Origin of the sequence: Burkholderia sp. SRS-25, assembly GCF_004343765.1 — a bacterium.
GTDB classification, from domain to species: domain Bacteria; phylum Pseudomonadota; class Gammaproteobacteria; order Burkholderiales; family Burkholderiaceae; genus Burkholderia; species Burkholderia contaminans.
This window is the reverse complement of the sequence record NZ_PTXM01000021.1, coordinates 39,622-65,777: the sequence shown is the minus strand read 5'-3', so window position 1 is coordinate 65,777 and position 26,156 is coordinate 39,622. Positions and strand designations below refer to the sequence as shown.

Annotated in this window: 13 protein-coding genes; 6 read left to right on the top strand and 7 right to left on the bottom strand. The window is 65.0% G+C overall.

The genetic code is table 11. The features are described from left to right. Nucleotides 1-95 precede the first annotated feature (95 nt). Nucleotides 96-12,239, bottom strand: coding sequence for a YadA-like family protein (locus tag C5O79_RS27865; protein ID WP_131931933.1), 12,144 nt, complete (start codon nt 12,237-12,239; stop codon nt 96-98). Between the two features lie 524 nt (nt 12,240-12,763). On the opposite strand from C5O79_RS27865, the gene C5O79_RS27855 reads away from it, so the two are divergent. The 4 genes from C5O79_RS27855 to C5O79_RS27840 all read left to right on the top strand — a co-directional run bounded on the left by C5O79_RS27855 (nt 12,764) and on the right by C5O79_RS27840 (nt 17,106). After that, nucleotides 12,764-13,909 (top strand): homoserine O-acetyltransferase, encoded by a 1,146-nt coding sequence (locus C5O79_RS27855; RefSeq protein WP_122474448.1) that lies wholly within the window; start codon nt 12,764-12,766, stop codon nt 13,907-13,909. Next, nucleotides 13,906-14,514 carry a methionine biosynthesis protein MetW gene (gene metW / locus C5O79_RS27850; protein ID WP_011658215.1) on the top strand — a complete coding sequence of 203 codons (609 nt, stop codon included), beginning with the start codon at nt 13,906-13,908 and terminating at the stop codon, nt 14,512-14,514. Before C5O79_RS27855 ends, metW begins: the two co-directional genes overlap by 4 nt. Before the next feature lie 119 nt (nt 14,515-14,633). After that, nucleotides 14,634-16,055 carry an AmpG family muropeptide MFS transporter gene (locus C5O79_RS27845; RefSeq protein ID WP_039353821.1) on the top strand — a complete coding sequence of 474 codons (1,422 nt, stop codon included), beginning with the start codon at nt 14,634-14,636 and terminating at the stop codon, nt 16,053-16,055. Further along, entirely contained in the window at nt 16,045-17,106 is a 1,062-nt protein-coding gene (locus tag C5O79_RS27840; RefSeq protein ID WP_046544185.1) for a M48 family metallopeptidase, read from the top strand. Before C5O79_RS27845 ends, C5O79_RS27840 begins: the two co-directional genes overlap by 11 nt. A gap of 64 nt (nt 17,107-17,170) precedes the next feature. Here C5O79_RS27840 and C5O79_RS27835 read toward each other — a convergent pair whose 3' ends face one another. Beyond that, nucleotides 17,171-18,127, bottom strand: coding sequence for an AraC family transcriptional regulator (locus C5O79_RS27835; protein ID WP_131931931.1), 957 nt, complete (start codon nt 18,125-18,127; stop codon nt 17,171-17,173). A 227-nt stretch (nt 18,128-18,354) separates the two neighbouring features. Between C5O79_RS27835 and C5O79_RS27830 the strand changes: the two genes are divergently transcribed. Then, nucleotides 18,355-19,407 carry an NAD(P)-dependent alcohol dehydrogenase gene (locus C5O79_RS27830; RefSeq protein WP_039353813.1) on the top strand — a complete coding sequence of 351 codons (1,053 nt, stop codon included), beginning with the start codon at nt 18,355-18,357 and terminating at the stop codon, nt 19,405-19,407. Nucleotides 19,408-19,516: 109 nt separating this feature from the next. On the opposite strand, the gene C5O79_RS27825 is transcribed toward C5O79_RS27830, so the two are convergent. The 5 genes from C5O79_RS27825 to gatC all read right to left on the bottom strand — a co-directional run bounded on the left by C5O79_RS27825 (nt 19,517) and on the right by gatC (nt 24,628). Then, nucleotides 19,517-20,290, bottom strand: coding sequence for an exodeoxyribonuclease III (locus C5O79_RS27825; RefSeq protein WP_046544183.1), 774 nt, complete (start codon nt 20,288-20,290; stop codon nt 19,517-19,519). 40 nt (nt 20,291-20,330) lie between these two features. Then, complete coding sequence (locus C5O79_RS27820) at nt 20,331-21,170, bottom strand: polyphosphate kinase 2 family protein (protein ID WP_039353807.1); 840 nt, start codon at nt 21,168-21,170, stop codon at nt 20,331-20,333. Nucleotides 21,171-21,288: 118 nt separating this feature from the next. Beyond that, nucleotides 21,289-22,764 carry an Asp-tRNA(Asn)/Glu-tRNA(Gln) amidotransferase subunit GatB gene (gatB, locus tag C5O79_RS27815; protein ID WP_046544181.1) on the bottom strand — a complete coding sequence of 492 codons (1,476 nt, stop codon included), beginning with the start codon at nt 22,762-22,764 and terminating at the stop codon, nt 21,289-21,291. A gap of 4 nt (nt 22,765-22,768) precedes the next feature. Continuing rightward, entirely contained in the window at nt 22,769-24,259 is a 1,491-nt protein-coding gene (gatA, locus tag C5O79_RS27810; protein ID WP_046544180.1) for an Asp-tRNA(Asn)/Glu-tRNA(Gln) amidotransferase subunit GatA, read from the bottom strand. Nucleotides 24,260-24,328: 69 nt separating this feature from the next. Continuing rightward, on the bottom strand, nt 24,329-24,628 hold the full coding sequence (gatC, locus tag C5O79_RS27805) for an Asp-tRNA(Asn)/Glu-tRNA(Gln) amidotransferase subunit GatC (protein ID WP_039353798.1): 300 nt from the start codon (nt 24,626-24,628) through the stop codon (nt 24,329-24,331). 367 nt (nt 24,629-24,995) lie between these two features. Here gatC and C5O79_RS27800 point away from each other — a divergent pair, with 367 nt between their 5' ends. After that, nucleotides 24,996-26,039 (top strand): rod shape-determining protein, encoded by a 1,044-nt coding sequence (locus C5O79_RS27800; protein WP_004189550.1) that lies wholly within the window; start codon nt 24,996-24,998, stop codon nt 26,037-26,039. The last annotated feature ends 117 nt before the right edge of the window (nt 26,040-26,156 follow it).

Here is a 26,156-nt window from a genome sequence, read left to right as displayed (position 1 = left end):
GTCGTGTGGCGCGATGCGTGGCGTGACGGACAACAAGCGCCCGCTCGACCACGCATCGTGGTGATGACGCGGGCCGAACGGCCCGCGCTACCGCCTTACCACTGATACGACGCGCCCACGCCGAAGGTATTGCCGCCGCTGCTGAGGCCGACGCCGGCACGCATCTTCAGGTTTTCCGTGATGCGCGCTTCACCGCCCATCGCGACTGCCTGATAGCCCTTGTACGACGCACCTGCGACACCGAACGACAAGGTCTTGCCCGGATCGACGCCCGGAATCATCGTCAACGCCGTGGCCGCTGCGATACCCGAATAGGCATTGCGCGACATGTCGTTGATCTGACCTTGCATCCCGCCGATCGCCCGGTCGAGCTGCCCCTTGTTGACGGCATCCGTCTTGTTCACGGCGTCCGCGACATTGACCAGCCGGCGCTCGTGGCCGTCCGAACCGATCGACACGGTATTGGCTTCGGTCGCCTTCGAACCGCTACCCAGTGCGACCGAGTTGGTTGCGCTGGACGATACGGACGCACCATGGCCCAACGCCGTACCGTCGTCGGCCGACACCTTCGAACCGGCACCGATCGCCGTGCCGTTGTTCTTGCCGTCCACGATCTGCGAGCCGGAGCCGACAGCGATGTTGCCGTTGCCGTTGCCCGGTTTCGCGGCGACGACGTCGGCCTTGTCCTTGCCGCTGCCGCCCGTGCCCTGGATCAGGTCGTTCGAGCCGCCGTTGTTGCCGTTCTCGTCGCCAGGCGCGGGCGGCTTGGGCAGCGAGGTCAGGCGATCGTCGATATCGTTGACACGCCCTTCCAGCTTCGAGTACTGACCGTAGTTCACGGCGTCGTACTGGCTCTTGCCGTCCGCGACGTTGGTCAGCACCACCGGTCCCGAGGACAAGCCGTTGCCCAGCGTCACCTTGTTGAAGTTCACGGTGCCGTCGCCGTTCTTGTCGTAAGCAACAGCGCCAACCAGCTTCGTGGCCTCACCCAGGTTGTTCTGGATCTGCGTGACCCGGTTGTCGATGTTGTTCAGTGCATCGCCGGCGTTGTGGAAGCTGTCGCCACCGACGTTGTAGGTCGGCGCGACGACCTTGCCGGTCTCCTCGTCGATCTTCGCACCGCCGCCGAGCGCATCGGTCACGCCACTCAACTGGCTGACGTTCACCGCATCCGTCGCGACCTTGCCGGCCGCTACGTTGTGCAGCGCGACCGGAGCCGCCGCACCAGCGCCGCCGAGCGTCACCGAACCGTAGTTCGTCGTGCCGTCCGCGTTCTTGTCGTACACGACCGCCGACTGCAGCTTGCCGTCTTCACCAACCAGGCCGGCCGAGCGCAGTTGCCGCACGTTGACTCCATCGGTCTCGTCGACACCGTCCGCGACGTTCTTCAGCGTGACGGGCGCCGCACCTGCACCACCGAGCGTGACGGAGGCATGCGTTGCGTCGTCGTACTGAACCGCGTTCGCGACACCCTTCTGCAGCGTCTCGATCTGCGTCGTATGCGTCGACACACGCTCGTCGATGTGCTTGAACGCATCGCCGACGTTGTCGTACGTGTCCGTCATGCCATCCGCCGCAGTCAGTTCATACGTCGGCGCCGAAATATCGCCCGTCACCGGATCGAACTTCGCGCCACCGCCGAGACTGTCCGCAATGCTCTGCGCGAGGAAATTCACCTGACGGCCGTTGACCGCCTCGGTGCTGTTCTCGGCAAGCAAGCCGTCGGCGACGTTACGAAGCACCGTGCCATTCGCACCAGTCAACGTCACCGCTTCCTTGGTGGAGTTGTCATAGACGACTGCGTTCGGGTTCGTACCGTTGCCGTTCCCGCCCTCACGCTGCTCCAGCGCCTTGATGGCATCGCCGACCGACGCGTAGTCCTTGCCGTCGACGTTATAGACCGGCGCGGTAACCTTGCCGTCCGCGTCGAGGCCTGCACCACCGCCGATGATGTCGGTCACGCCCTTCAACTGCGACACGTTGACTGCGTCCGTCGATGCCGTGCCGGCAGCAACGTTGTGCAGTGCGACCGGAGCGCCGGCGTTCACGCCACCGAACGTCACCGAAGCGAAGTTCGTGGTGCCGTCGGCACGCGTGTCGTAGGTCACGGCTGCAAGTGCCTTGCCGTTCTCGCCGATCAGGCCCGACGACTTCAGTTGCGATACGTTCACCGCGTCCATGTCGGCCGTACCAGCCTTCACGTTCGACAGCGTCGTACCGCTCTGGCCAGCCAACGTCGCCTTGTCCTTGCTCACGGCGTCATAAGCGACCGCCAGCGGGTTCATGCCGCCTTCCACGTCGCGGATCGCATCCGTCAGTTGATCGACGTTCACCGCGTCCGTCCCGGCCTTGCCCTTCGCCACGTTCGACAGCGTCACCGGATCCGCCGACTTCCCGCCGCCCAGCGACACCGAGCCGTAGTTCGTCGTGCCGTCCGCCTTACGGTCGTATGTCACCGCAGCAATCGACTTGCCGTCGTCGCCGATCAGGCCCGACGACTTCAGCTGCGACACGTTCACCGCGTCCATGTCGGCCGTACCGGCCGCCACGTTCGACAGCTTCGTACCACCTTCACCCGTCAGCGTCGCGGACTTGAAGTTCGGCGTGCCGTCCGCGTTCTTGTCGTACGTCATCGCAGCCACCGCGTTGCCGTCCTTGTCGATCAGGCCCGAGGACTTCAGTTGCGACACGTTCACCGCATCCGTATCGGCCTTGCCAGCCGCTACGTTCGACAGCGTCGTGCCGTTCTGACCGGCCAGTGTCACCTTGTCCTTCTGCGCGCCGTCATAGGCCACCGCATTCGGATCCGTGCCGTTGCCGCCGTCATTGCCACTCTTCGCCGCAGCCTGCAGCGCGTCGTTGACGTTGTGGTACTCCTTGCCGTCAATCGTGTAAGTCGGTGCGGTCACGTCGCCGTTCGCGTCGAAGCCAGTCCCGCCGCCGACCACGTCCGCGAGGCCCTTGAGCTGTGCGAGGCTGACTGCGTCGGTGTTCTGCGTACCCTTCGCGACATGGACGATCTGCCGTTCGGCGCCTGCCGTGCCGATCGACAGCGCATTCGCACGATCCGCGATCGAGTTGGCACCCAGCGCGATGCTGTTCGATCTCAGCGCCTGCGAGTTCGCCCCGAACGCGATGGCGTCCACGACGTTCTGTTGCACGGTCGCGTTCGTACCGATAGCGATGCTGTTCACGGTGCCGGACTTCGTCGTCGCGGCGTCACCTATCGCGATCGAACTCTTGCCAACAGCTGTCACCTTATTGTTACCGACTGCTACCGCGTTTTCGGCATTGGCCCTTGCTCGGGAACCGATCGCCAATGCGCCTGCGCCGTTCGTCGTGACCATGCTGCCGATCGCAACCGCATACGGTTGCTCGACCCCGGTCTGCGCAATGCTGCCGATCGCCACCGAGTGATCCGAATTCGAGACCGCCTGCAGACCAACCGCGATCGAATTGATCCCGCTGGCGCCACTCCCGACGCCAATGGCGGCAGCCGTGCCCATCTTCGGATCGCGACCGTTCATCGATGCGATGTTCGGCATGCTGCCGTCCGCACCCAACCCTTCGATCGCGACAAAGCTGCCCGGCTTCGATTCGACGTCGCGCACCATCCGCGTCATCTTCGCGTCGAGCTTCGTATTCGCGGAATGCATCGCCTCGGTCAGTTGCTTCACGTTGACGGCATCGGTGTCGTCGACACCAGCTGCGACGTGAACGACACGGCGCTCTTCACCGACGTTGCCCACCGCAACGGTGTTGTCGTCGTCGGCGACCGAGTTGGAGCCGATTGCAACGGAGTTGAGGCCGTTCGCGCGCGAACCTGATCCCAAGGCCAGCGTGCCTGGCCTGGTTGCCCAAGCGTTCGCACCGATTGCGACACTTTCGGGAACGCTCGCAATTGCTTCGCGCCCCCCCTCCGAGTTGACCTTGATGTACTTGAGCTTGATCGAGCCATTGAGGAGCGAGTCTTCCAGATCGTTCAACTGGTCGACGTTCACTGCATCCGTGCCAGCCGTGCCCTTGGCCACATTCGACAGCGTCACTGGGCCCGTCGACTTCCCGCCGCCCAGCGTTACCGAATTGTAGTTCGGTGTGCCGTCAGCATTCTTGTCGTAGGTCACTGCGGCAATTGACTTGCCGTCCTCCCCGATCAGGCCCGACGACTTCAGCTGCGACACGTTCACTGCGTCAAGATCCGCCGTACCGGCCTTCACGTTCGACAGTGTCGTGCCCGTCTTGCCGCCGGCCAGCGTCACCTTGTCCTTCGACGTGCTGTCGTACACCACCGCCAGCGATTCGCCGGTCGTTTCGTCGATGACGCCACCATCCTTCAACGCGTCCTTCAGATCGCCCAGGCTCTCGTTCGTCGCGAACAATTGCGAGCCATTCACTGCGTCCGTGCTCGTGGCCGACAGCTCAGCCGCTTTCACGTTCGTCAGCTTCGTGCCCGACTTGCCCGCGAGCGTCACCGATTCACGGTTCGCCGTGCCGTCCGTATTTTTGTCGTACGTCACTGCGGTGATCGACTTGCCGTCCTCCCCGATCAGGCCCGACGACTTCAGCTGCGATACGTTCACTGCGTCCAGGTCGGCCTTGCCAGCCGCCACGTTCGACAGCTTCGTACCGCCGTCGCCCGCCAGCGTCGCCGACTTGTAGTTCGGCGTGCCGTCCGCGTTCTTGTCGTACGTCACCGCGGCAATCGACTTGCCGTCTTCGCCGATCAGGCCTGACGACTTCAGTTGCGACACGTTCACCGCGTCCTTGTCAGCCTTGCCGTCCGCAACGTTCGACAGCGTCGTGCCGCCAACGCCCGCCAGCGTCGCCGACTTGTAGTTCGGCGTACCGTCTGCGTTCTTGTCGTACGTCACCGCGGCCACCGACTTGCCGTCGTCTCCGATCAAGCCCGACGACTTCAACTGCGACACGTTCACCGCATCGCGGTCAGCCTTGCCGGCTGCCACGTTCGCCAGCGTCGTACCGCCTTCACCCGCCAGCGTCGCCGACTTGAAGTTCGGCGTACCGTCCGCGTTCTTGTCGTACGTCACCGCGGCCACCGACTTGCCGTCGTCGCCGATCAAGCCCGACGACTTCAACTGCGACACGTTCACCGCATCGCGGTCAGCCTTACCGGCTGCCACGTTCGCCAGCGTCGTACCGCCTTCACCCGCCAGCGTCGCCGACTTGTAGTTCGGCGTACCGTCTGCCTTCTTGTCGTACGTCACCGCGGCAACCGACTTGCCGTCTTCACCGATCAGGCCCGACGATTTCAGTTGCGACACGTTCACCGCGTCCGCGTCCGCCGTACCGGCCGCCACGTTCGACAGCTTCGTACCACCTTCGCCAGCCAGCGTCGCCGACTTGTAGTTCGGCGTACCGTCCGCTTTCTTGTCGTAGGTGATTGCAGCCAGCGTCTTGCCATCCTCGCCGATCAAGCCCGACGACTTCAGCTGCGACACGTTGACCGCGTCCATGTCCGCCGTACCGGCCTTCACGTTCGACAGCGTCGTGCCACCAACGCCAGCCAGCGTCGCCGACTTGTAGTTCGGTGTGCCGTCTGCGTTCTTGTCGTACGTCACTGCGGCACGCGATTTGCCATCTTCGCCAACGAGGCCCGACGACTTCAGTTGCGCAACGTTCACCGCGTCCATGTCGGCCTTGCCGGCCTTCACGTTCGACAGCGTCGTACCACCTTCACCGGCCAGCGTTGCCGACTTGTAGTTCGGCGTACCGTCCGCGTTCTTGTCGTAGGTGATTGCAGCCAGCGTCTTGCCGTCCTCGCCGATCAGGCCCGACGACTTCAGTTGCGACACGTTCACCGCGTCCATGTCGGCCGTACCGGCCTTCACGTTCGACAACTTCGTACCGCCTTCGCCCGCCAGCGTCGCCGACTTGTAATTCGGCGTGCCGTCCGCGTTCTTGTCGTACGTGATTGCGGCAAGCGACTTGCCGTCCTCGCCGACGAGGCCCGACGACTTCAGTTGCGACACGTTCACCGCGTCCGTGTCGGCCTTGCCGGCCGCCACGTTCGACAGCGTCGTACCGCCTTCGCCCGTCAGCGTCACCTTGTCCTTCTTCGCGCTGTCATAGGCCACGGCCAACGGATTCATGCCGCCTTCCACGTCGCGGAGTGCGTCCGTCAGTTGATCGACGTTCACCGCGTCCGTACCGGCCTTGCCCTTCGCCACGTTCGACAGCGTCACCGGGCTCGTCGACTTCCCGCCACCCAGCGTCACCGAGTTGTAGTTCGGCGTGCCGTCCGCGTTCTTGTCGTACGTCACCGCGGCAATCGACTTGCCGTCTTCGCCGATCAGGCCCGACGACTTCAGCTGCGACACGTTCACCGCGTCCAGGTCGGCTTTGCCCGCCGCCACGTTCGACAGCGTCGTGCCCGTCTTGCCCGCCAGCGTCACCTTGTCCTTCGACGTGCTGTCGTACACCACCGCCAGCGATTCACCGGTCGTCTTGTCGAGGACGCCACCATCCGTCAGCGCATCCTTCAGGTTGCCCAGGTTCTCGTTCGTCGCGAACAGTTGCGAGCCGTTCACCGCATCCGTGCTCGTCGCCGACAGTTCGGCAGCCTTCACGTTCGTCAGCTTCGTGCCGCCGTCACCCGCCAGCGTTGCCGACTTGTAGTTCGGCGTGCCGTCCGCGTTCTTGTCGTACGTGATTGCAGCAAGCGACTTGCCGTCCTCGCCAACGAGGCCCGACGACTTCAGTTGCGACACGTTCACCGCGTCCATATCCGCCGTACCGGCCGCCACGTTCGTCAGCTTCGTGCCGCCTTTACCCGCCAGCGTCGCCGACTTGTAGTTCGGCGTGCCGTCCGTGTTCTTGTCGTACGTCACCGCAGCACGCGTGTCGCCATCACTGTCCACCAGACCCGTGTTCGTGAACTGGTTCTTGATGTTCGTGATGTCGCCCGTGTTGCTCGCCACACGACCATCCAGGTTCTCCAGCGCATCGCCTACCGTGTGGTAATCGACCTTCTTCGTATCGTCCGCCGGATCGACCAGCGTGTACGTCGGCGCTTTCACCTTGCCGTTTTCGTCCACCGTCGAGCCACCACCCAGCGCATCCGCCACGCTCTTCGCCGTGCCGTACAGCTGCGAACCGTTGACTGCGTCCTTGCTGTCCGCGCTCACCTTGCCCGCGTTCAGGTTCGTCAGCGTCGCGCCCTTCTCGCCGGTCAGCGTCACCTTGTCCTTCGCCACGGTGTCGTACGACACCGCCAGCGGGTTCATGCCGCCTTCCACGTCGCTGATCGCCTTCGTCAGTTGATCGACGTTCACCGCGTCCGTGCCGGCCTTGCCCTGTGCAACGTTCGACAGCGTCACCGGGCTCGTCGACTTCCCGCCGCCCAGCGTCACCGAGTTGTAGTTCGCCGTGCCATCCGCCTTCTTGTCGTACGTCACCGCGGCGATCGACTTGCCGTCTTCGCCGATCAGGCCCGACGACTTCAGCTGAGACACGTTCACCGCATCCAGATCCGCCGTACCGGCCTTCACGTTCGACAGCGTCGTGCCCGTCTTGCCGGCCAGCGTCACCTTGTCCTTCGACGTGCTGTCGTACACCACCGCCAGCGATTCACCGGTCGTCTTGTCGAGGACGCCGCCATCCGTCAGCGCGTCCTTCAGGTTGCCCAGGTTCTCGTTCGTCGCGAACAGTTGCGAGCCGTTCACCGCGTCCGTGCTCGTCGCCGACAGTTCGGCTGCCTTCACGTTCGTCAGCTTCGTGCCACCTTCACCGGCCAGCGTTGCCGACTTGTAGTTCGGCGTGCCGTCCGCGTTCTTGTCGTACGTGATTGCCGCAAGCGACTTGCCGTCCTCGCCAACGAGGCCCGACGACTTCAGTTGCGACACGTTCACCGCATCCAGGTCGGCCTTGCCCGCCGCCACGTTCGACAGCTTCGTGCCGCCTTCACCGGCGAGCGTTGCCGACTTGTAGTTCGGCGTACCGTCCGCGTTCTTGTCGTACGTGATTGCGGCAAGCGACTTGCCGTCCTCGCCAACGAGGCCCGACGACTTCAGTTGCGACACGTTCACCGCGTCCGTGTCGGCCTTGCCAGCCGCCACGTTCGACAGCGTCGTGCCCGTCTTGCCACCGGCCAGCGTCACCTTGTCCTTCGCCACGGTGTCGTACGACACCGCCAGCGGGTTCATGCCGCCTTCGACCTCGCTGATCGCCTTCGTCAGTTGCTCGACGTTCACCGCGTCCGTGTTGGCCTTGCCTTGCGCAACGTTCGACAGCGTCACCGGACCCGTCGACTTCCCGCCGCCCAGCGTCACCGAGTTGTAGTTCGGCGTGCCATCGGTCTTCTTGTCGTACGTCACCGCGGCAATCGACTTGCCGTCTTCGCCGATCAGGCCCGACGACTTCAGTTGCGACACGTTCACCGCATCCAGGTCGGCCTTGCCCGCCGCCACGTTCGACAACGTCGTGCCCGTCTTGCCCGCCAGCGTCACCTTGTCCTTCGACGTGCTGTCGTACACCACCGCCAGCGATTCGCCCGTCGTCTTGTCGAGGACGCCGCCATCCGTCAGCGCGTCCTTCAGGTTGCCCAGGTTCTCATTCGTCGAGAACAGTTGCGAGCCGTTCACCGCGTCCGTGCTCGTCGCCGACAGTTCGGCAGCCTTCACGTTCGTCAGCTTCGTGCCGCCTTCACCGGCCAGCGTCGCCGACTTGTAGTTCGGCGTGCCGTCCGTGTTCTTGTCGTACGTGATTGCCGCAAGCGACTTGCCGTCCTCGCCAACGAGGCCCGACGACTTCAGTTGCGACACGTTCACCGCGTCCGTGTCGGCCTTGCCGGCCGCCACGTTCGACAGCGTCGTGCCCGTCTTGCCACCGGCCAGCGTCACCTTGTCCTTCGCCACGGTGTCGTACGACACCGCCAGCGGGTTCATGCCGCCCTCCACGTCGCTGATCGCCTTCGTCAGTTGATCGACGTTCACCGCGTCCGTGCCGGCCTTGCCCTGTGCAACGTTCGACAGCGTCACCGGGCTCGTCGACTTCCCGCCGCCCAGCGTCACCGAGTTGTAGTTCGCCGTGCCATCCGCCTTCTTGTCGTACGTCACCGCGGCGATCGACTTGCCGTCTTCGCCGATCAGGCCCGACGACTTCAGTTGCGACACGTTCACCGCGTCCATATCGGCCTTGCCGGCCGCCACGTTCGACAGCGTCGTGCCAGTCGTGCCGGCCAGCGTCACCTTGTCCTTCGTCGCGCTGTCGTACGCGACGGCGTTCGGGTCGGAGCCACCGTTCTTCGCCATCGCGTCCAGTGCGTCGCCGACGTTGTTGTACGTCGTGTCGCCGACCTTGTAAGTCGGTGCCTTGACGGTGCCATCGGTCTCGATGCCCGCGCCACCACCGAGCGCATTCGTCACGCCCGTCAACTGGCTCACGTTCACCGCATCGTTGTTTTTAGTACCCTTTGCGACGTTGACGATCTGGCGCTGGAGCGAATTCGATCCCACGGAGAGTGCATTGCCGCGATCGGCAACAGAATTGGCGCCCAGTGCAATGCCGCCGTTATTGCCCGACGCCACACTCGCGTTGGCACCCAGTGCAATGGCATCCGTGACGTTTTGCGCGATGTTCGCAGACTTGCCCATCGCAACGCTGTTCACGGTACCCGCCGCTGTCATCGCGGCGTCGCCGATCGCGATCGAGCTCTTGCCCACGGCTGCCACCTTATTGTTGCCGAGCGCGACCGCGTTTTCGGCATTGGCCTTTGCTCGAGAACCGATCGCCAACGCGCCTGCGCCGTTCGTCGTAACATTGCTGCCGATCGCGACCGAATACGGGTGGTCAACGCCCGTCTGGGCAATACTGCCGATCGCCACCGCGTTGTCCGAACTCGCGACAGCCTGCAAACCGACCGCGACCGCATTGAGCCCGCCTGCGCCAGCTGCCACGCCGATCGCGGCGGCCGTGCCCAACTTCGGATCGCGGCCGTTCATCGATGCAATGTTTGCTATGCTGCCATCCGCACCCAACCCTTCGATCGCGATGAAGCTGCCCGGCTTCGATTCGACGTCACGCGTCATCCGCGTCATCTTCGTGTCGAACTTCGTATTGGCGGTGTGCATCGCATCGGTCAGTTGCTTCATGGTGACGGCATCGGTTTCGTCGACGCCATCGCTGACGTTGACGATCCGGCGCGTCGCACCTACGTCACCGATCGACACGGTATTGGCGCCCGTGGCGACCGAGTTGACGCCGATGGCGACCGAGCCGACGCCCGAAGCGCGAGCCCCCGAACCGATCGCCAGCGTATCGACGTTCGTCGCACTCGCCTGCGAGCCGATCGCCACGCTGTTCTTGCCGAGCGCACTGGCCTGCATGCCCGTGGCCCGGACCTTGATGTACTTCATGTCGAGCGTGCCGTCGCCGAGGTCCTTCTTGATCTCGTCCTTGACGTCGCTCAGGCCGCCCTGGAGCTGGGCCACGTTGACGGCGTCGGTTGCGGCCGTGCCCGTCGCGACGTTCTTCAGCGAGACCGGCTTCGTTGCCCCCGTGCCGCCCAGCGTCACACTGGACTTGCTCGTGCTGTCGTAGTGCACTGCGTTCGTATCGTCGCCGCCGGCGCCGCCCGAAGAAGCCGCAGCCTGAAGTGCGTCGCCGACGTTGTTGTAGGTCTTGTCGCCGACCTTGTAGGTCGGCGTCGACACAGTGCCGTCCGCGTTGACAGCCGATTGACCGCCGAGTGCGGATGCGACGCTCGACGATACATCGTACAACTGACCGCCGTTCACGGCGTCCTTGCTGGTCGACGTGACCTTGCCGGCCTTCACGTTCGTGATGGTCGTACCGCCCGTGCCGCCCAGCGCAACGGTGCTCTTCGTCGCATCCCGGTACACGACCGCGAGCGATTCGCCGGTCGACGGATCGATCAGGCCGCTGTCGTTCAGCGACTGCTCGACCTTGGTCACGCGGTTGTTGGTCGCGAACAGTTGCGCGCCGTTGACGGCGTCCGTGCTGTTCGACGAAAGCGTGGCCGCGCGCACGTTGGTGAGCTTGACCGCGGCCGCATCGGTACCGCCGAGGGTGACCGAGTTCTTCGCCGTGGAGTCGTACTCCACCGCGTTCTCCGACCCGCCGCCCGATGCCGACGCCGCCTTCAGCGCGTCGCCGACGTTGTCGTAGGTCTTGCTGCCGATCGTGTAGGCCGGCTTCTTGATGTTGCCGTTCGCGTCGACGGTAGCCTCGCCGCCCAGCGTGGCGGTCACGTCCTTGAGCTGCGCAATGTTGACGGCGTCAGTCGCCTGCGTGCCGCGACCGACGTTGACGATCTGGCGCTCGAAACCGGCGGTACCGACCGATACCGTCTGATTACGGTGCGCTTCCGAATACGCACCGAGTGCCAGCGCATCATCCGCATCCACCACAGTCTGATAGCCGATCGCCGTCGTGCCCTCCCGCGTCGCCCTCGCGGACTCGCCAATCGCCAACGCCGATAGCGCCGATGCTTCCGACGTCCGACCGAGCGCATAGGCGCCAGAACCGCTTGCCCGTGACCCGTAGCCGACTGCGATCGACGATGTGCCGGTCGCGCTGGAACCGCTTCCCAGCGCAAGCGAACCTAGGTCGCCCGTTGCGGCTGCGTTGGCACCAAGCGCGACACCATCGCCCACTGCCGCCGCTCTGTTACCGACCGCCACCGCACCGCCGAGAGCCGACGTACCCGGGCGCGTGCTCGCGCCGGAGCCAATCGCGATCGACTCCTCGCCCAACGCCGACGCGCCGCTCGAACCTTCCCGCGTATTGATCTGCACATACGCTTTGGTGTCCGGCACGACGATCCGGGTGGTGGGCACATCCCGCTTCAGGATCTCCGGATCACTCGGCTTCGCTTCGCTCACACGAACCGGATCGTCGACCGTCGGGTCCACCGGCTCGCTTTCATCCGCATACGCGGACCCCATGGAGGCAACGACCAGCGCAGTGGCCGCCGCGATTTTCGATTTCGCCGAGCGCGATGATTTCGAGCGCCCGCGTGCAATTTCCGATGCCGCGCACCAAGTGCTGGTCGAGGCGTTCCACACGACACGATACGACTTGTTCATACGAACCTTTTCCTTTGGTAAACCTCTCCGCGACGCGCGCATCGGCTTTAAATAGCCATATCGATACGGCGACTCGGCGAGAGCGGTGATAAGTAGCTCAACGCTTACGGCTTTCCGGAAAGAAATGCGAAACGTGCATTCTGAGAAATCGCATGAACACAGGCGGACGATCATGTCGACAGCGCTGCGGAATCGCGCGTTTCAACCGGATACTGAAAGCTGGTTGAAACTCTATTGACATGTCCTCATCCCAAAAACAGGACGCGAACTAAATGCGCCCAAATAAATTTGGAACTAGTACGAATTTCTTTTCATATTGAATAAATGTTACAGAATTTGAAGGATTTACTCTGTCACCGAACGCATCCAATAATTCGATATTTCCTGTATTAAAAAACGCGTCTCGCTGGACAGCGGTGCCATACGGCATGCGTCGGCACCCTGTCCGAACGCGGTATGCCGGACCGTTCGCTCGCCGGAAAAATCCGCTATACTTTGCCGACTGTCGTGCCCCTCGGGCGGCAGCCAGAACGCGCCGATTTGCTGACTCGATTGCGGGCGCGCGAACCAGCCAGGGCCTTGATTCGTCCTCGTCCCGGCGGTTCACTACAAATGCGGCTAAAGAGGTCGTCAGCCGCGCACCTCCGACTCCGCGCATCGCCGACACCATTTAGCTGCCCAGTCATAAGGCGGAACGAATGGAATCGATCGGCATCGTCGCTCCACAGACCATGCACTTCGCCGAACCGCTGCGCTTGCAAAGCGGCAGCGTGATCGGCAACTATCAGCTCGTCGTCGAGACGTACGGCGAACTCAACGCCGCGCGCTCGAACGCGGTGCTCGTCTGCCACGCGCTCAACGCGTCGCATCACGTCGCCGGCGTCTACGCGGACGATCCGCGCAGCACCGGCTGGTGGGACAACATGGTCGGCCCGGGCAAGCCGCTCGACACCAACCGCTTCTTCGTGATCGGCGTGAACAATCTCGGCTCGTGTTTCGGCTCGACCGGCCCGATGAGCATCGATCCGTCGACCGGCAAGCCGTACGGCGCGAAGTTTCCGGTCGTCACCGTCGAGGACTGGGTGCACGCGCAGGCGCGCGTCGCCGACGCATTCGGCATCGAGCGCTTCGCCGCCGTGATGGGCGGCAGCCTCGGCGGGATGCAGGCGCTCGCGTGGAGCCTGATGTATCCGGAGCGCGTCGCGCACTGCATCGACATCGCGTCGACGCCGAAGCTGTCCGCGCAGAACATCGCGTTCAACGAGGTCGCGCGCTCGGCGATCCTCTCCGATCCCGACTTCCATGGCGGCGACTACTACGCGCACGGCGTGAAGCCGAAGCGCGGCCTGCGCGTCGCGCGGATGATCGGCCACATCACATACCTGTCCGACGACGACATGGCCGAGAAATTCGGCCGTGCGCTGCGCCGCGCCGACGGCGCGCTCGACGCCTACAACTTCAGCTTCGACGTCGAGTTCGAGGTCGAGTCGTACCTGCGCTACCAGGGCGACAAGTTCGCCGACTACTTCGACGCGAACACGTACCTGCTGATCACGCGCGCGCTCGACTACTTCGACCCGGCGAAGGCGTTCGACGGCAACCTGACGGCCGCACTCGCGCACACGCAGGCGAAATACCTGATCGCGAGCTTCTCGACCGACTGGCGTTTCGCGCCGGCCCGCTCGCGCGAGATCGTGAAGGCGCTGCTCGACAACAAGCGCACGGTCAGTTACGCGGAAATCGACGCGCCTCACGGCCACGACGCGTTCCTGCTCGACGACGCGCGCTATCACAACCTGATCCGCGCGTATTACGAACGAATCGCCATCGAGGTGGGTGCATGAACCAGCAAGCGCTGAATTCCCTGTCCGCGCGCGCGGACTTCCGCACGATCGCGCGCTGGGTCGAACCGCGTTCGACGGTGCTCGACCTCGGCTGCGGCGACGGCTCGCTGCTCGCACTGCTGATGGAGGAGCTGGACGTGACCGGCTACGGGATCGAGCTGAACGACGCGGGCGTGCTCGCGAGCGCGAAGAACGGCATCAACGTGATCCAGCAGAACCTGGAAGACGGCCTGCGGCTGTTCGAGGACCACAGCTTCGACATCGCGATCCTGTCGCAGACGTTGCAAACGATCCACCAGACGGCCGCGATCCTGCGCGAAACCGCGCGGGTCGGGCGCGAATGCATCGTGTCGTTCCCGAATTTCGGCTACTGGCCGCACCGGCTGTCGGTGCTGAACGGCCGGATGCCGGTGTCCAAGGCGCTGCCTTACCAGTGGCACAACACGCCGAACGTGCGGGTGCTGACGATCGAGGATTTCGAGGCGCTCGCGCCCGAAGTCGGCGTGACGATCCTCGACCGCGTCGTGCTGCACGAAGGCCAACCGATTCGATGGGGAGCGAACTGGCGTGGTAGTCTTGCTGTCTACCGCGTCAAGCGCAGCTGAGCCGGGGAGCCGTTGACGGACGCCGTCGGCCCGCACGCACGTGCAGCCGCGCCGCAGCGCTACCCGCGCCGCCGCCCGCGCTGTCGCCGCCATCGGTCAACGCTATCCAGTTCCATTCCATGTCGAAAACGCCACACGAGGCGCCCGCACTCACCGCTCACGAGGATCACCCCGGCTGGCGAGCCTACCTGAACACGCACATGCTGATCTGCGTGTTCCTCGGTTTCACGTCGGGTCTGCCCCTCTTCACGCTCGTCTACCTCGTGCAGGCATGGCTGCGCTCCGAGGGCGTGAACCTGAAGGAAATCGGCCTGTTCGCGCTGATCCAGTTCCCGTACACGTGGAAGTTCCTGTGGGCGCCGCTGATGGACCGCTACGTCCCGCGCCTGCCCGGCTGGCGGCCGGGCCGCCGGCGCGGCTGGCTGCTGCTCACGCAGCTGCTGGTGGCGGGCGCGATCGCCGCACTCGGCTTCGTGTCGCCGCGCGACTCGATCTGGACGGTGGCCGCGCTCACCACGCTCGTCGCGTTCTTCGGCGCGAGCGCCGACATCGTGATCGACGCCTACCGCCGCGAGTTGCTGCGCGACACCGAGCAGGGCCTCGGCAACGCCATCCACGTGAACGCGTACAAGCTCGCCGCGCTGATCCCCGGCTCGCTGGCACTGATCCTGTCCGATCACCTCCCGTGGGACGTCGTGTTCGCGCTCACCGGCGCGTTCATGCTGCCGGGCATCCTGATGACGCTCGTCGTGCGCGAGCCCGAAGTGGTCGGCGCGCCGCCGCGCAACCTGCGCGACGCGATCGTGCTGCCGTTCCGCGAATTCATCCAGCGCGACGGCTGGGCCGGCGCGCTGCTCGTCATCGCGTTCATTTTCCTGTTCAAGATCGGCGACACGATGGCCACCACGCTGTCGACGTCGTTCTTCCTCGACATCGGCTTCTCTCGCACCGAGATCGGCATCGTCGCAAAAACCACCGCGCTCGTCGCGAGCGTCGCCGGCGGCATCATCGGCGGCATCTGGCTCGTGAAGATCGGCATCGGCCGCGGGCTATGGATCTTCGGCGCGCTGCAGATGGTGTCGACGCTCGGCTTCGCGTGGCTCGCGCAGCTCGGCCCCGGTTCGCCCGTGCTCGCGATGCTCTACGACTTCACCGTGTCGACGAGCCATGCGATCGCGTCGGTGCTGTCGGTATTCGGCATGGCCGTCACGCCGCAATTCAGCCCGATGACCGTTGCACTCGCGCTCGTCTATGGCTTCGAAACCTTCACGACGGGCCTGACGATGGCCGCGTTCGTTGCATACATCGCGAGCACGACCGACCCGCGCTATACGGCCACGCAGTTCGCGCTGTTCACGAGCCTCGCGTCGGTGCCGCGCACGCTCGCATCGGCCGCGAGCGGCTTCATCGTCGCGAAGATCGGCTGGTTCGACTACTTCATCGTGTGCACCGCGCTCGCGATTCCCGGCATGCTGCTGCTGTTCAAGATCGCGCCGTGGAACGGGACCGCACGCAACGGCGAGGCCAGCCGTGCGCAGTAACGGCCTGCATCGCCTCGCACGTGTTGCGGCTTCGTTGAGCGTCGGTGCTGCGGCGCTTGCCGCGGGGTTCGCCCATGCGACCGACGCCGGCACGTCCGCGGCCACCGCCGCGGGTTCCGCACCGGCCGCGGCACCGGCTTCGCCGCCGGCGAATTCAACGCCCGCCGCCCCCGCTCAGCCAGCCACGGCCGAACCCGCGCAGCCGACCGGCGCCACCGCGTCGACGAAAGCTTATGCGCAGTCATCGCAGCAGGTCCGTTACGGCGACGCCATTGCCTTCCGCACGCTGATTCCGTCGCCGCTGCTCGAGCAGCTCACCGCGAACGAATACGCGCAGATCGTGCAGGCCGCCGCCGACAGCAATCGCCTGCTGCCCGCGAACCAGCCGCGCGTGAAGCGCCTGCGCGCGATCGTCGCGAAGCTCGCGCCGTATTCGGTGAAATGGAACGACCGTGTGAAGAGCTGGGCGTGGGACGTCAACGCGATCCGCTCGCGCGACATTCGCCTGACCTGCCTGCCGGGCGGCAAGGTGCTCGTGTACGGCGGCCTGCTCGACCGCGTCCGCCTGAACGACGACGAACTCGGCGTGCTGCTCGCGCACGGCATCGCGCATGCGCTGCGCGAACATGCGCGCAGCAACTTCAGCGCGACCTCGCAGACGTCGCTGCGCGCGGCCGCGCTGCCACCGCTGTTCGGTGTCGGCGAGCCGCTGCCGCAGGCACTGAACCTCGGCGAACGCCTGCAGTCGCTTCACTACGACCCGACCGACGAGACCGAGGCCGACGTGATCGGCGGCGACATCGCCGCACGTGCGGGCTTCGATCCCCGCGCGGCGATCACGCTGTGGGACAAGCTCGCGGTCGCGACGCGCGGGAACAAGGCGACGGGCTTCATCTATACGCACCCGTACAGCACCGCCCGCCGCCAGGACCTGCTGAACCGCCTGCCGGATCTCATGCCGCTGTACGCGAAGGCCGTGGGCAAGCGTGTCGACACGCTGCCCGACTACGCGGGCATCAGCGCACAGCGTCGCAAGGTCGTGCGGCGCTGAGCACGCGGCAGCGCTGCACACCGCTTCCCCATGCGTGGCACCGCCGCTGCGCGCCGCCGTTCGCTCAGGTCGTCAGGTCGATCGCAGCCCGATCGCCAACCGGCCGGCTTCCGCTCTCACGCATCCAGCGCACCTCGTCACCCGGGCTGCGGCCGAACAGTCGCTTGAACTCGCGGCTGAACTGCGACGCGCTCGCATAGCCGACGCGTGCGGCCGCCGCGCCGGCGCCGACCCCGTCCTGCACCATCATCAGCCGCGCCTGGTGCAGCCGAGCGGCCTTCACGTACTGCATCGGCGACGTCGCCGTCACGTGCTTGAACTGCGCATGGAACACCGCGAGGCTCATCCCCGCCTCGCGCGCGAGCGTCTCGACGTCGAGATCGGCTTTCAGGTCGGCATGGATGCGCCGCAGCGCCTTCGCGATGCGGCCGAAGTGATGCTGCTGGACGAGCGCCGCGCGGATCGCGTCACCCTGCTCGCCCGTCAGCACCCGATACGCGATCTCCCGCATGATCGCGGGGCCCAGCACGCGCGTGTCGTGCGGCGACGCGAGCGCTTCGAGCAGCCGCAGCACGGCATCCGCCAGCGGCGCATCGAGCAGCGTCGAATAGACGCCGAGCGGCTCGCTGACGGCTGCGCCGAGCGTCTCGTCGAGCAGGATCGCAAGCTCGGCGATCACCGCGAGATCGACGCGGATCGAGATCGCGAGAAATGGCTCGTCCTGGCTCGCGAAAGTCTCGCATTCGAACGGCAGCGGTACCGACAGCACGAGGTACTGCTGCGCGTCGTACACGAACGAGCGCTCGCCGAGATAGCCGAGCTTGCGCCCCTGGCACACGACGATGATGCTCGGCTCGTACAGCACGGGCATGCGCGGCGCCGGACGGCTCACGCGGATGAAGCGCACGCCGTCGATCGCCGCGAGCGTGTCCCCCTCGTTCGGCGCGAGGCGCGTATGCAACTCGACCATGCGGCGCTGCATCCGGTCGCCCGAGTCGGTGAAAAGGGGCTCGAAGCTCATCTGTGCGGTCCTGTCCGGCAAGAGAATCTGGCTCGCAATGTAGCACCTTGAATGCGTTTTGACGGCTGTTTGCACGCAGTTCGAGAGGAATAGGCAAATCTTCCAGACCTTCGTGTATTTCACTGCGGCGCCGCGCTCCTTACGATGACGTCCTGCCTCGCCGCATCGCCACATGATGCGACGGCAGTCTGTTTCGCCGGATGCTTTCCGGACAAGGAGCCCATCGCATGAGCACTACCTATGCCTACGCAGCGACCGATTCGCGCTCGCCGCTCGCCCCGTTCGAATTCCAGCGTCGCGCACTGCGCGACCTCGACGTCCAGATCGACGTCCTCTACTGCGGCGTCTGCCACTCGGACCTGCACCAGGCCCGCAACGAATGGCGCAACACGATCTATCCGGTCGTGCCGGGCCATGAAATCGTCGGCCGCGTGACCGCGACCGGCCCGGAGGTGACGCGCTTCAAGGTCGGCGAACTGGTCGGCGTCGGCTGCCTCGTCGATTCGTGCCGCACCTGCCCGAGCTGCGCCGACGGCCTCGAGCAATATTGCGAGAACGGCTTCGTCGGCACCTACAACGGCCAGGATCGCGTGACCGGCGACATCACGTTCGGCGGCTATTCGACGCAGCTCGTCGTCGACGAGGCATTCGTGCTGCGCGTACCCGAGACGCTCGACCCGGCCGGTGCCGCGCCGTTGCTTTGCGCGGGGATCACGACCTACTCGCCGCTGCGGCAGTGGAATGTCGGCCCCGGCAAGAAGGTCGGCATCGTCGGGCTCGGCGGCCTCGGCCACATGGGCGTGAAGCTGGCGCGCGCAATGGGTGCGCACGTCGTGCTGTTCACCACGTCGCCGTCGAAGATCGAGGACGGCAAGCGGGTCGGCGCGCACGAAGTCGTGATCTCGAAGGACGAAGCGCAGATGAACGCGCACCTGAACAGCTTCGACTTCATCCTGAACACGGTCGCCGCGCAGCACGACCTGAACCCGTTCCTGCATCTGCTGAAGCGCGACGGCACGATGACGCTGGTCGGCGCGCCGGAGCATGACCATCCGTCGCCGCAGGTGTTCAACCTGATCTTCAAGCGCCGCCGCCTCGCCGGCTCGCTGATCGGCGGGATCGCGGAAACGCAGGAAATGCTCGATTTCTGCGCGGAGCACGGTATCACGTCGGATATCGAAACGATTCCGATGCAGCAGATCAACGCGGCCTACGAGCGGATGCTGAAGAGCGACGTGAAGTACCGGTTCGTGATCGACATGGCGTCGCTCAAGCAGTAAGCGCCGAAGGCGATACGCACGATCGCCGCCCCAAACGAAACGGGCCGCATGTTCGACATGCGGCCCGTTTCTGCATCCGGCTGCTGCGCGCGCGGCGCAGCGCGGAACATCACTTCTTGTAGTCGTAGTCCACCGTCAGCGGCGCGTGGTCGCTGAACTTGATGTCCTTGAAGATCGACGTGCTTTTCGCGGTGCCGGCCACGCCCGGCGTCGCGATCTGGTAATCGATCCGCCACCCGACGTTCTTCGCATACGCCTGGCCACGGTTGCTCCACCACGTGTACTGCTCCGGGCGCTGATCGAGCGTGCGGAACACGTCGACGTAGCCGACGTCGTCGAACAGCTTCGTGAGCCACTCGCGCTCTTCCGGCAGGCAGCCCGAGTTCTTCTGGTTGCTCTTCCAGTTCTTGATGTCGATTTCCTTGTGGACGATGTTCACGTCGCCGCACAGGATCACCTCGCGCTTCTTCTTCAGCGCGGCGAGGTGCGGCATGAACTCGTCCATGAAGCGGTACTTCGCCTGCTGGCGCTCTTCGCCGCTCGAACCGGACGGCACGTACACCGACACGACCGACAGCTTGCCGTAGCGCGCCTCGACGTAGCGCCCCTCGGCATCGAATTCGCTGCTGCCGAAGCCGATGATCACGTCATCGGGCTCGCGGCGGCTGTACACGCCCGCGCCGCTGTAGCCCTTCTTCTCGGCGTGGTGAAAATAGCTCTTGAAGCCGTGCGGCTCGACGAATTCGGCCGGCAGGTCATCGGCCGAGACCTTGATTTCCTGCACGCACACGCAATCGGCGTTCTGTTCGCCGAGCCACTCGAAGAAGCCCTTCTTCGCGGCGGAGCGGATGCCGTTCAGGTTGGCGGTAATCACTCGCATCATGTCGGATTCCGTTCAGTTCGATGTTTTTCAGGGGTGCAGCTTAGCGGATCTTCACGCCTTCGAGTTCGGGCTTCGCCGGCGGGAATTCCAGCTTCATGTCGGTCATCGTGCGCAGCAGCAGCTCGGCGATCATCACGTTGCGGTGCGTCTTCGAGTTCGCCGGAATCACGTACCACGGCGCATGCTCGGCCGACGTCGCGGCGAGCGCGTCACGGTACGCGCCCTGGTAAGCGTCCCAGTGCTTGCGCGCATCGAGATCGGAGATGTCGAACTTCCAGTGCTTGGTCGGATCGTCGATGCGCGCCTGCAGCCGCGCGCGCTGCTCGTCCTTCGAAATGTGCAGGAAGCACTTGACGATCGTCGTACCGTTCTCGAACAGCATCGTCTCGAAATCGCGGATCTGCCGGTAGCGGCGCTCGCACTCCTTCGCGTCGATCAGGTCGAGCACGCGCGGCACGAGCACGTCTTCATAGTGGCTTCGGTTGAAGATCGCGAGCTCGCCCGCGGCCGGCACCTGCGCATGCACGCGCCACAAGAAATCGTGCGCGGCCTCGATCGGCGTGGGCGCCTTGAACGGCACGACGCGCAGGCCGAGCGGATCGACCTCGCGGAACACCGCGCGCACGGTGCCGTCCTTGCCGCTGGTGTCCATCCCCTGCAGCACGAGCAGCACGCGCTTCTTCTGCTGCGTGTGCAGGCGCTCCTGCTGCACGTCGAGCTCGGTCGACACGGCCGACAGCCGCGCGCGGTCGTCGTCCTTCGAACCGGACGAGAACGGCTTCGCGGCCGGGTCGAACGCATCGAGCTTGAATGCTGCGGCTTCCTTCTCGCGCGTGCTGTACGGCACGCGGAAATCGTCGAGCGACGGTTGTTTCGCCATTCGTTCCTCCGTTGGACGCTGTGGTGCATACGATAACGCATCCACCAAACGCAACGGGCCGCCCCGATCCGGTTCGGGGCGGCCCGTCGTCATGCGCGGTTCAGGCGCGCGGTCATGCTCAGCCGAGCTTCTTCTTCAGCAGTTCGTTGACCTGCTGCGGGTTGGCCTTGCCCTTGGTCGCCTTCATCGCCTGGCCGATCAGCGCGTTGAACGCCTTCTCCTTGCCCGCACGGAATTCCTCGACCGACTTCGCGTTCGCCGCGAGCACCTCGTCGATGATCGCTTCGAGCGCGCCGGTGTCGGAGATCTGCTTCAGCCCCTTCGCGTCGATGATGCGGTCGGCCGCCCCTTCGTCGTCCGCCTTCTCGTCCCAGATCGTCGCGAAGATTTCCTTCGCGATCTTGTTCGAGATCGTGCCGTCGGCGATGCGCTGCAGCACGAGCGCGAGCTGCGCGGCCGACACCGGAATCGCGTCGATCTCGATGCCGTCGCGGTTCAGTTGCGACGAAACGTCGCCCATCAGCCAGTTCGCGGCGATCTTCGCGTTCGCGGTGCCGGCCTTCGCGACCACGGCCTCGAAGTACGCGGCCATCGCCTTGCTCGACGTCAGCACGCCGGCGTCGTACGCGGACACGCCGTATTCGTCGGCGAAACGCTGCTGCATCGCGGCCGGCAGCTCGGGCATCCCGGACTGCACGCGCTCGATCCAGTCCTGGCCGATCACGAGCGGCATCAGGTCGGGGTCGGGGAAGTAGCGGTAATCGTGCGCGTCTTCCTTGCTGCGCATCGAACGCGTCTCGCGCTTGTCCGGATCGTAGAGGCGCGTTTCCTGCACGACCTCGCCGCCGTCCTCGATCAGCTCGATCTGGCGACGCACTTCGAAATTGATCGCTTCCTCGAGGAACCGGAACGAGTTCAGGTTCTTGATTTCCGCGCGCGTGCCGAACTTCTCCTGGCCGACCGGGCGCACTGACACGTTCGCGTCGCAGCGGAACGAGCCTTCCTGCATGTTGCCGTCGCAGATGCCGAGCCACACGACGAGCCCGTGCAGCGCCTTCGCGTAGGCCACCGCCTCGGCCGCGCTGCGCATTTCCGGCTCGGTGACGATCTCGAGCAGCGGCGTGCCCGCACGGTTCAGGTCGATCCCCGTCATCCCGGCGAAGTCTTCATGCAGCGACTTGCCCGCATCTTCCTCGAGGTGCGCGCGGGTCAGGTTGACGGTCTTCTCGTACGCTTCCTTGCCGGCCTTTTCGTTGGCGGGCACCTGGATCGTGATCTGACCGCCCTGCACGACCGGAATCTCGTACTGGCTGATCTGATAACCCTTCGGCAGATCGGGGTAGAAATAATTCTTGCGCGCGAAGATGCTGCGCGGCGCGATGGTCGAGCCAATCGCGAGGCCGAAGCGGATCGCGCGTTCGACCGCGCCGCGGTTCAGCACCGGCAGCACGCCCGGCAGCGCCAGGTCGACCGGGCACGCCTGCGTATTAGGCTCGGCGCCGAACTGCGTCGATGCGCCCGAGAAAATCTTCGAGACGGTCGACAGTTGCGCGTGCGTCTCGAGACCGATGACGACTTCCCATTGAGTAGCCATATGCTTACACCCCTGCCGGAACTTGCTTGTGCCAGTCGGTCGCGCGCTGGAACGCATCCGCGACCTGCAGCATCCGGGCTTCGTTGAAATAGTTGCCGATGATCTGCAGGCCGACCGGGCGCTTCGCATTCGCGCCCGCGCCGAAGCCGCACGGCACGCTCATGCCGGGCAGGCCGGCGAGGCTCACCGACAGCGTGTAGATATCCGCGAGATACATCTGCACCGGATCGTCGCCCTTCGAGCCGAGATCCCATGCGACCGTCGGCGACGCCGGGCCCATGATCACGTCGCAGGACTTGAACGCTTCCTGGAAATCGTTCGCGATGATGCGGCGGATCTTCTGCGCCTGCAGGTAGTACGCGTCGTAGTAGCCGTGCGACAGCACGTACGCACCGACCAGAATCCGGCGCTTCACCTCGGGGCCGAAGCCTTCCGCGCGCGACTTCTTGTACATGTCGAGCAGGTCGCCGTACTGCGCGGCGCGGTGGCCGAAGCGCACGCCGTCGAAGCGCGACAGGTTCGACGAGGCTTCGGCCGGCGCGATCACGTAGTACACGGGGATCGACAGTTCCGTCTTCGGCAGCGACACCGGCACGAGCGTCGCGCCGAGCGCTTCATATTGCTTCAGCGCCGCGTCGATCGCCGCGCGCACGTCGTCGGCGAGGCCATCGCCGAAATACTCGTTCGGCAGGCCGATGCGCAGGCCCGCAAGCGGCTTGCCCGCGTCGTTGCCGGCCGCCCAGGGCTGGCCGAGGTGGCGCGTGAAATCTTCGTCGTCACGCTCGAGGCTCGTCGAGTCGCGCTCGTCGAAGCCGGCCATTCCGTTCAGCAGCAGCGCGCAGTCGGACGCGCTCTGCGCCATCGGGCCGCCCTGGTCGAGCGACGACGCGAACGCGATCATCCCGTAGCGCGACACGCGGCCGTAGGTCGGCTTGATGCCGGTGACGCCCGCGAACGACGCGGGCTGGCGGATCGAGCCGCCGGTGTCGGTGCCGGTCGCGGCCGGCGCGATGCGCGCGGCCACCGCGGCCGAGCTGCCGCCCGAGCTGCCGCCCGGCACCGCGTTCGTGTCCCACGGGTTCTTCACCGCGCCGAACGCCGAATTCTCGTTGGACGAGCCCATCGCGAACTCGTCCATGTTGGTCTTGCCGAGCGTGACCATGCCGGCCGCCTGCAGGCGGGCAACGACGGTCGCGTCGAACGGGCTCTCGTAATTCGCGAGCATCTTCGAGCCGGCGGTCGAGCGCCAGCCGCGCGTGACGAAGACATCCTTGTGCGCGATCGGCAGGCCGGTGAGCGCGCCGCCCGCGCCGCGCGCGAGCTCCGCGTCGGCAGCTTTCGCCTGCGCGAGGGTGAGATCGGCGTCGACGTGGACGAATGCGTTCAGGTCGCGCGCGGCTTCGATCCGTTTCAGATAGAGCTGCGCGAGCTCGACGGCCGAGCATTCCTTGGCGGCGAGCGCGGCGCGCAGTTCGGTCAGGCTTTTTGCGTGCATTGAGTGGTTTTCCTGGGAATTCTGGGTGGCGCGCGGCGCAGAGGCGGCGGCGCGCTTGTCATCGAATGCTTACTCGATCACCTTCGGCACGAGATAGAGGCCGTCCTGGACGGCCGGCGCCGGACGCTGGTTGTCGTCGCGATTGACGACTTCCGTCACGGCGTCGTCGCGCAAGCGCTGCGCGACTTCCTGGATCTGTTCGATCGGGTGGGCGAGCGGCGCGATGCCGGCGGTGTCGACCGCCTGCATCTGCTCGACGAGGCCGAAGAGTTCATTGAGCTGGCCGAGCATGTGCTCGGCGTCGGCGTCGGCCATTTCGAGTCGCGCCAGGTGCGCGATGCGTTTCACATCGGTCAGGGTCAGGGCCATGCGATCACCGGAAAAACAAGGCTGCGCAGCGCATCAAAAGCAGCACTGCGGCGGGGGGTTGGAGGGTGCGATCCCACCCTCAAAAATCGGGGCCGAAGCGGCAAAAATACCGCCCGTTTCGATTCAAATACCGTGAAATTATAAGGTATCATTACGCGTTCGACCCAAACCCGGCAGCCTTTTCCCGCACCGTTTCGCCCCACTTCGGCAAGCCGTGCGTGCTTCGTGCGATCCCCGGTAGACATCACTCGCAGCTTCGTGCGCCGCGGCGGCCGCTTCCGCCACGCTTCCCGAGGCTGTTATTTTTTCCGCTGCCGCCCTCAGCGCTCGCTATGCAGGGCCGGCCCAGAGCGAAACAGGATTCTGAATGTTCGGTTTTTTGCGCAGCTACTTCTCCAACGATCTTGCGATCGACCTCGGCACCGCAAACACCCTGATCTACATGCGCGGCAAGGGCATCGTGCTCGATGAGCCCTCCGTCGTGTCGATCCGCCAGGAAGGCGGCCCCAACGGCAAGAAGACGATCCAGGCAGTCGGCAAGGAAGCCAAGCAGATGCTTGGCAAGGTGCCGGGCAACATCGAGGCGATCCGCCCGATGAAGGACGGCGTGATCGCCGACTTCACCGTCACCGAGCAGATGATCAAGCAGTTCATCAAGACGGCCCACGAGTCGCGCATGTTCTCGCCGTCGCCGCGCATCATCATCTGCGTGCCGTGCGGCTCGACCCAGGTCGAGCGCCGCGCGATCAAGGAAGCCGCGCACGGCGCCGGCGCATCGCAGGTCTACCTGATCGAAGAGCCGATGGCCGCTGCGATCGGCGCCGGCCTGCCGGTGTCGGAAGCCACCGGCTCGATGGTCGTCGACATCGGCGGCGGCACGACGGAAGTCGGCGTGATCTCGCTCGGCGGCATCGTGTACAAGGGTTCGGTGCGCGTCGGCGGCGACAAGTTCGACGAGGCGATCGTCAACTACATCCGCCGCAACTACGGGATGCTGATCGGCGAACAGACCGCCGAGGCGATCAAGAAGGAAATCGGCTCCGCGTTCCCGGGCTCCGAAGTCAAGGAAATGGAAGTGAAGGGCCGCAACCTGTCGGAAGGCATTCCGCGCAGCTTCACGATCTCCAGCAACGAAATCCTCGAAGCGCTGACCGATCCGCTGAACCAGATCGTGTCGTCGGTGAAGATCGCGCTCGAACAGACGCCGCCGGAACTCGGCGCCGACATCGCCGAACGCGGGATGATGCTGACGGGCGGCGGCGCACTGCTGCGCGACCTCGATCGCCTGCTGGCGGAAGAAACCGGCCTGCCGGTGCTCGTCGCGGAAGATCCGCTCACCTGCGTCGTGCGTGGTTCGGGCATGGCGCTCGAGCGCATGGACAAGCTGGGCAGCATCTTCTCGTACGAGTGATCGTCCAGGCAGTTCCCTGACATGACGCAACCGCGGCGTGGCCGGCTCGCTCGTTTAGAACGAACCGCTGCGCCGTTTGCGCGTCTGAGCATCATTTAACCGATCATTCGCGCCCGG

Excerpts from the sequence above, each read along its gene's own strand:
- C5O79_RS27865 (WP_131931933.1), bottom strand. The coding sequence starts at position 12,239 with ATGATCGTCCGCCTGTGTTCATGCGATTTCTCAGAATGCACGTTTCGC.
- C5O79_RS27855 (WP_122474448.1), top strand. The coding sequence starts at position 12,764 with ATGGAATCGATCGGCATCGTCGCTCCACAGACCATGCACTTCGCCGAA.
- metW (WP_011658215.1), top strand. The coding sequence starts at position 13,906 with ATGAACCAGCAAGCGCTGAATTCCCTGTCCGCGCGCGCGGACTTCCGC.
- C5O79_RS27845 (WP_039353821.1), top strand. The coding sequence starts at position 14,634 with ATGTCGAAAACGCCACACGAGGCGCCCGCACTCACCGCTCACGAGGAT.
- C5O79_RS27835 (WP_131931931.1), bottom strand. The coding sequence starts at position 18,127 with ATGAGCTTCGAGCCCCTTTTCACCGACTCGGGCGACCGGATGCAGCGC.
- C5O79_RS27830 (WP_039353813.1), top strand. The coding sequence starts at position 18,355 with ATGAGCACTACCTATGCCTACGCAGCGACCGATTCGCGCTCGCCGCTC.
- C5O79_RS27825 (WP_046544183.1), bottom strand. The coding sequence starts at position 20,290 with ATGATGCGAGTGATTACCGCCAACCTGAACGGCATCCGCTCCGCCGCG.
- C5O79_RS27820 (WP_039353807.1), bottom strand. The coding sequence starts at position 21,170 with ATGGCGAAACAACCGTCGCTCGACGATTTCCGCGTGCCGTACAGCACG.
- gatB (WP_046544181.1), bottom strand. The coding sequence starts at position 22,764 with ATGGCTACTCAATGGGAAGTCGTCATCGGTCTCGAGACGCACGCGCAA.
- gatA (WP_046544180.1), bottom strand. The coding sequence starts at position 24,259 with ATGCACGCAAAAAGCCTGACCGAACTGCGCGCCGCGCTCGCCGCCAAG.
- gatC (WP_039353798.1), bottom strand. The coding sequence starts at position 24,628 with ATGGCCCTGACCCTGACCGATGTGAAACGCATCGCGCACCTGGCGCGA.
- C5O79_RS27800 (WP_004189550.1), top strand. The coding sequence starts at position 24,996 with ATGTTCGGTTTTTTGCGCAGCTACTTCTCCAACGATCTTGCGATCGAC.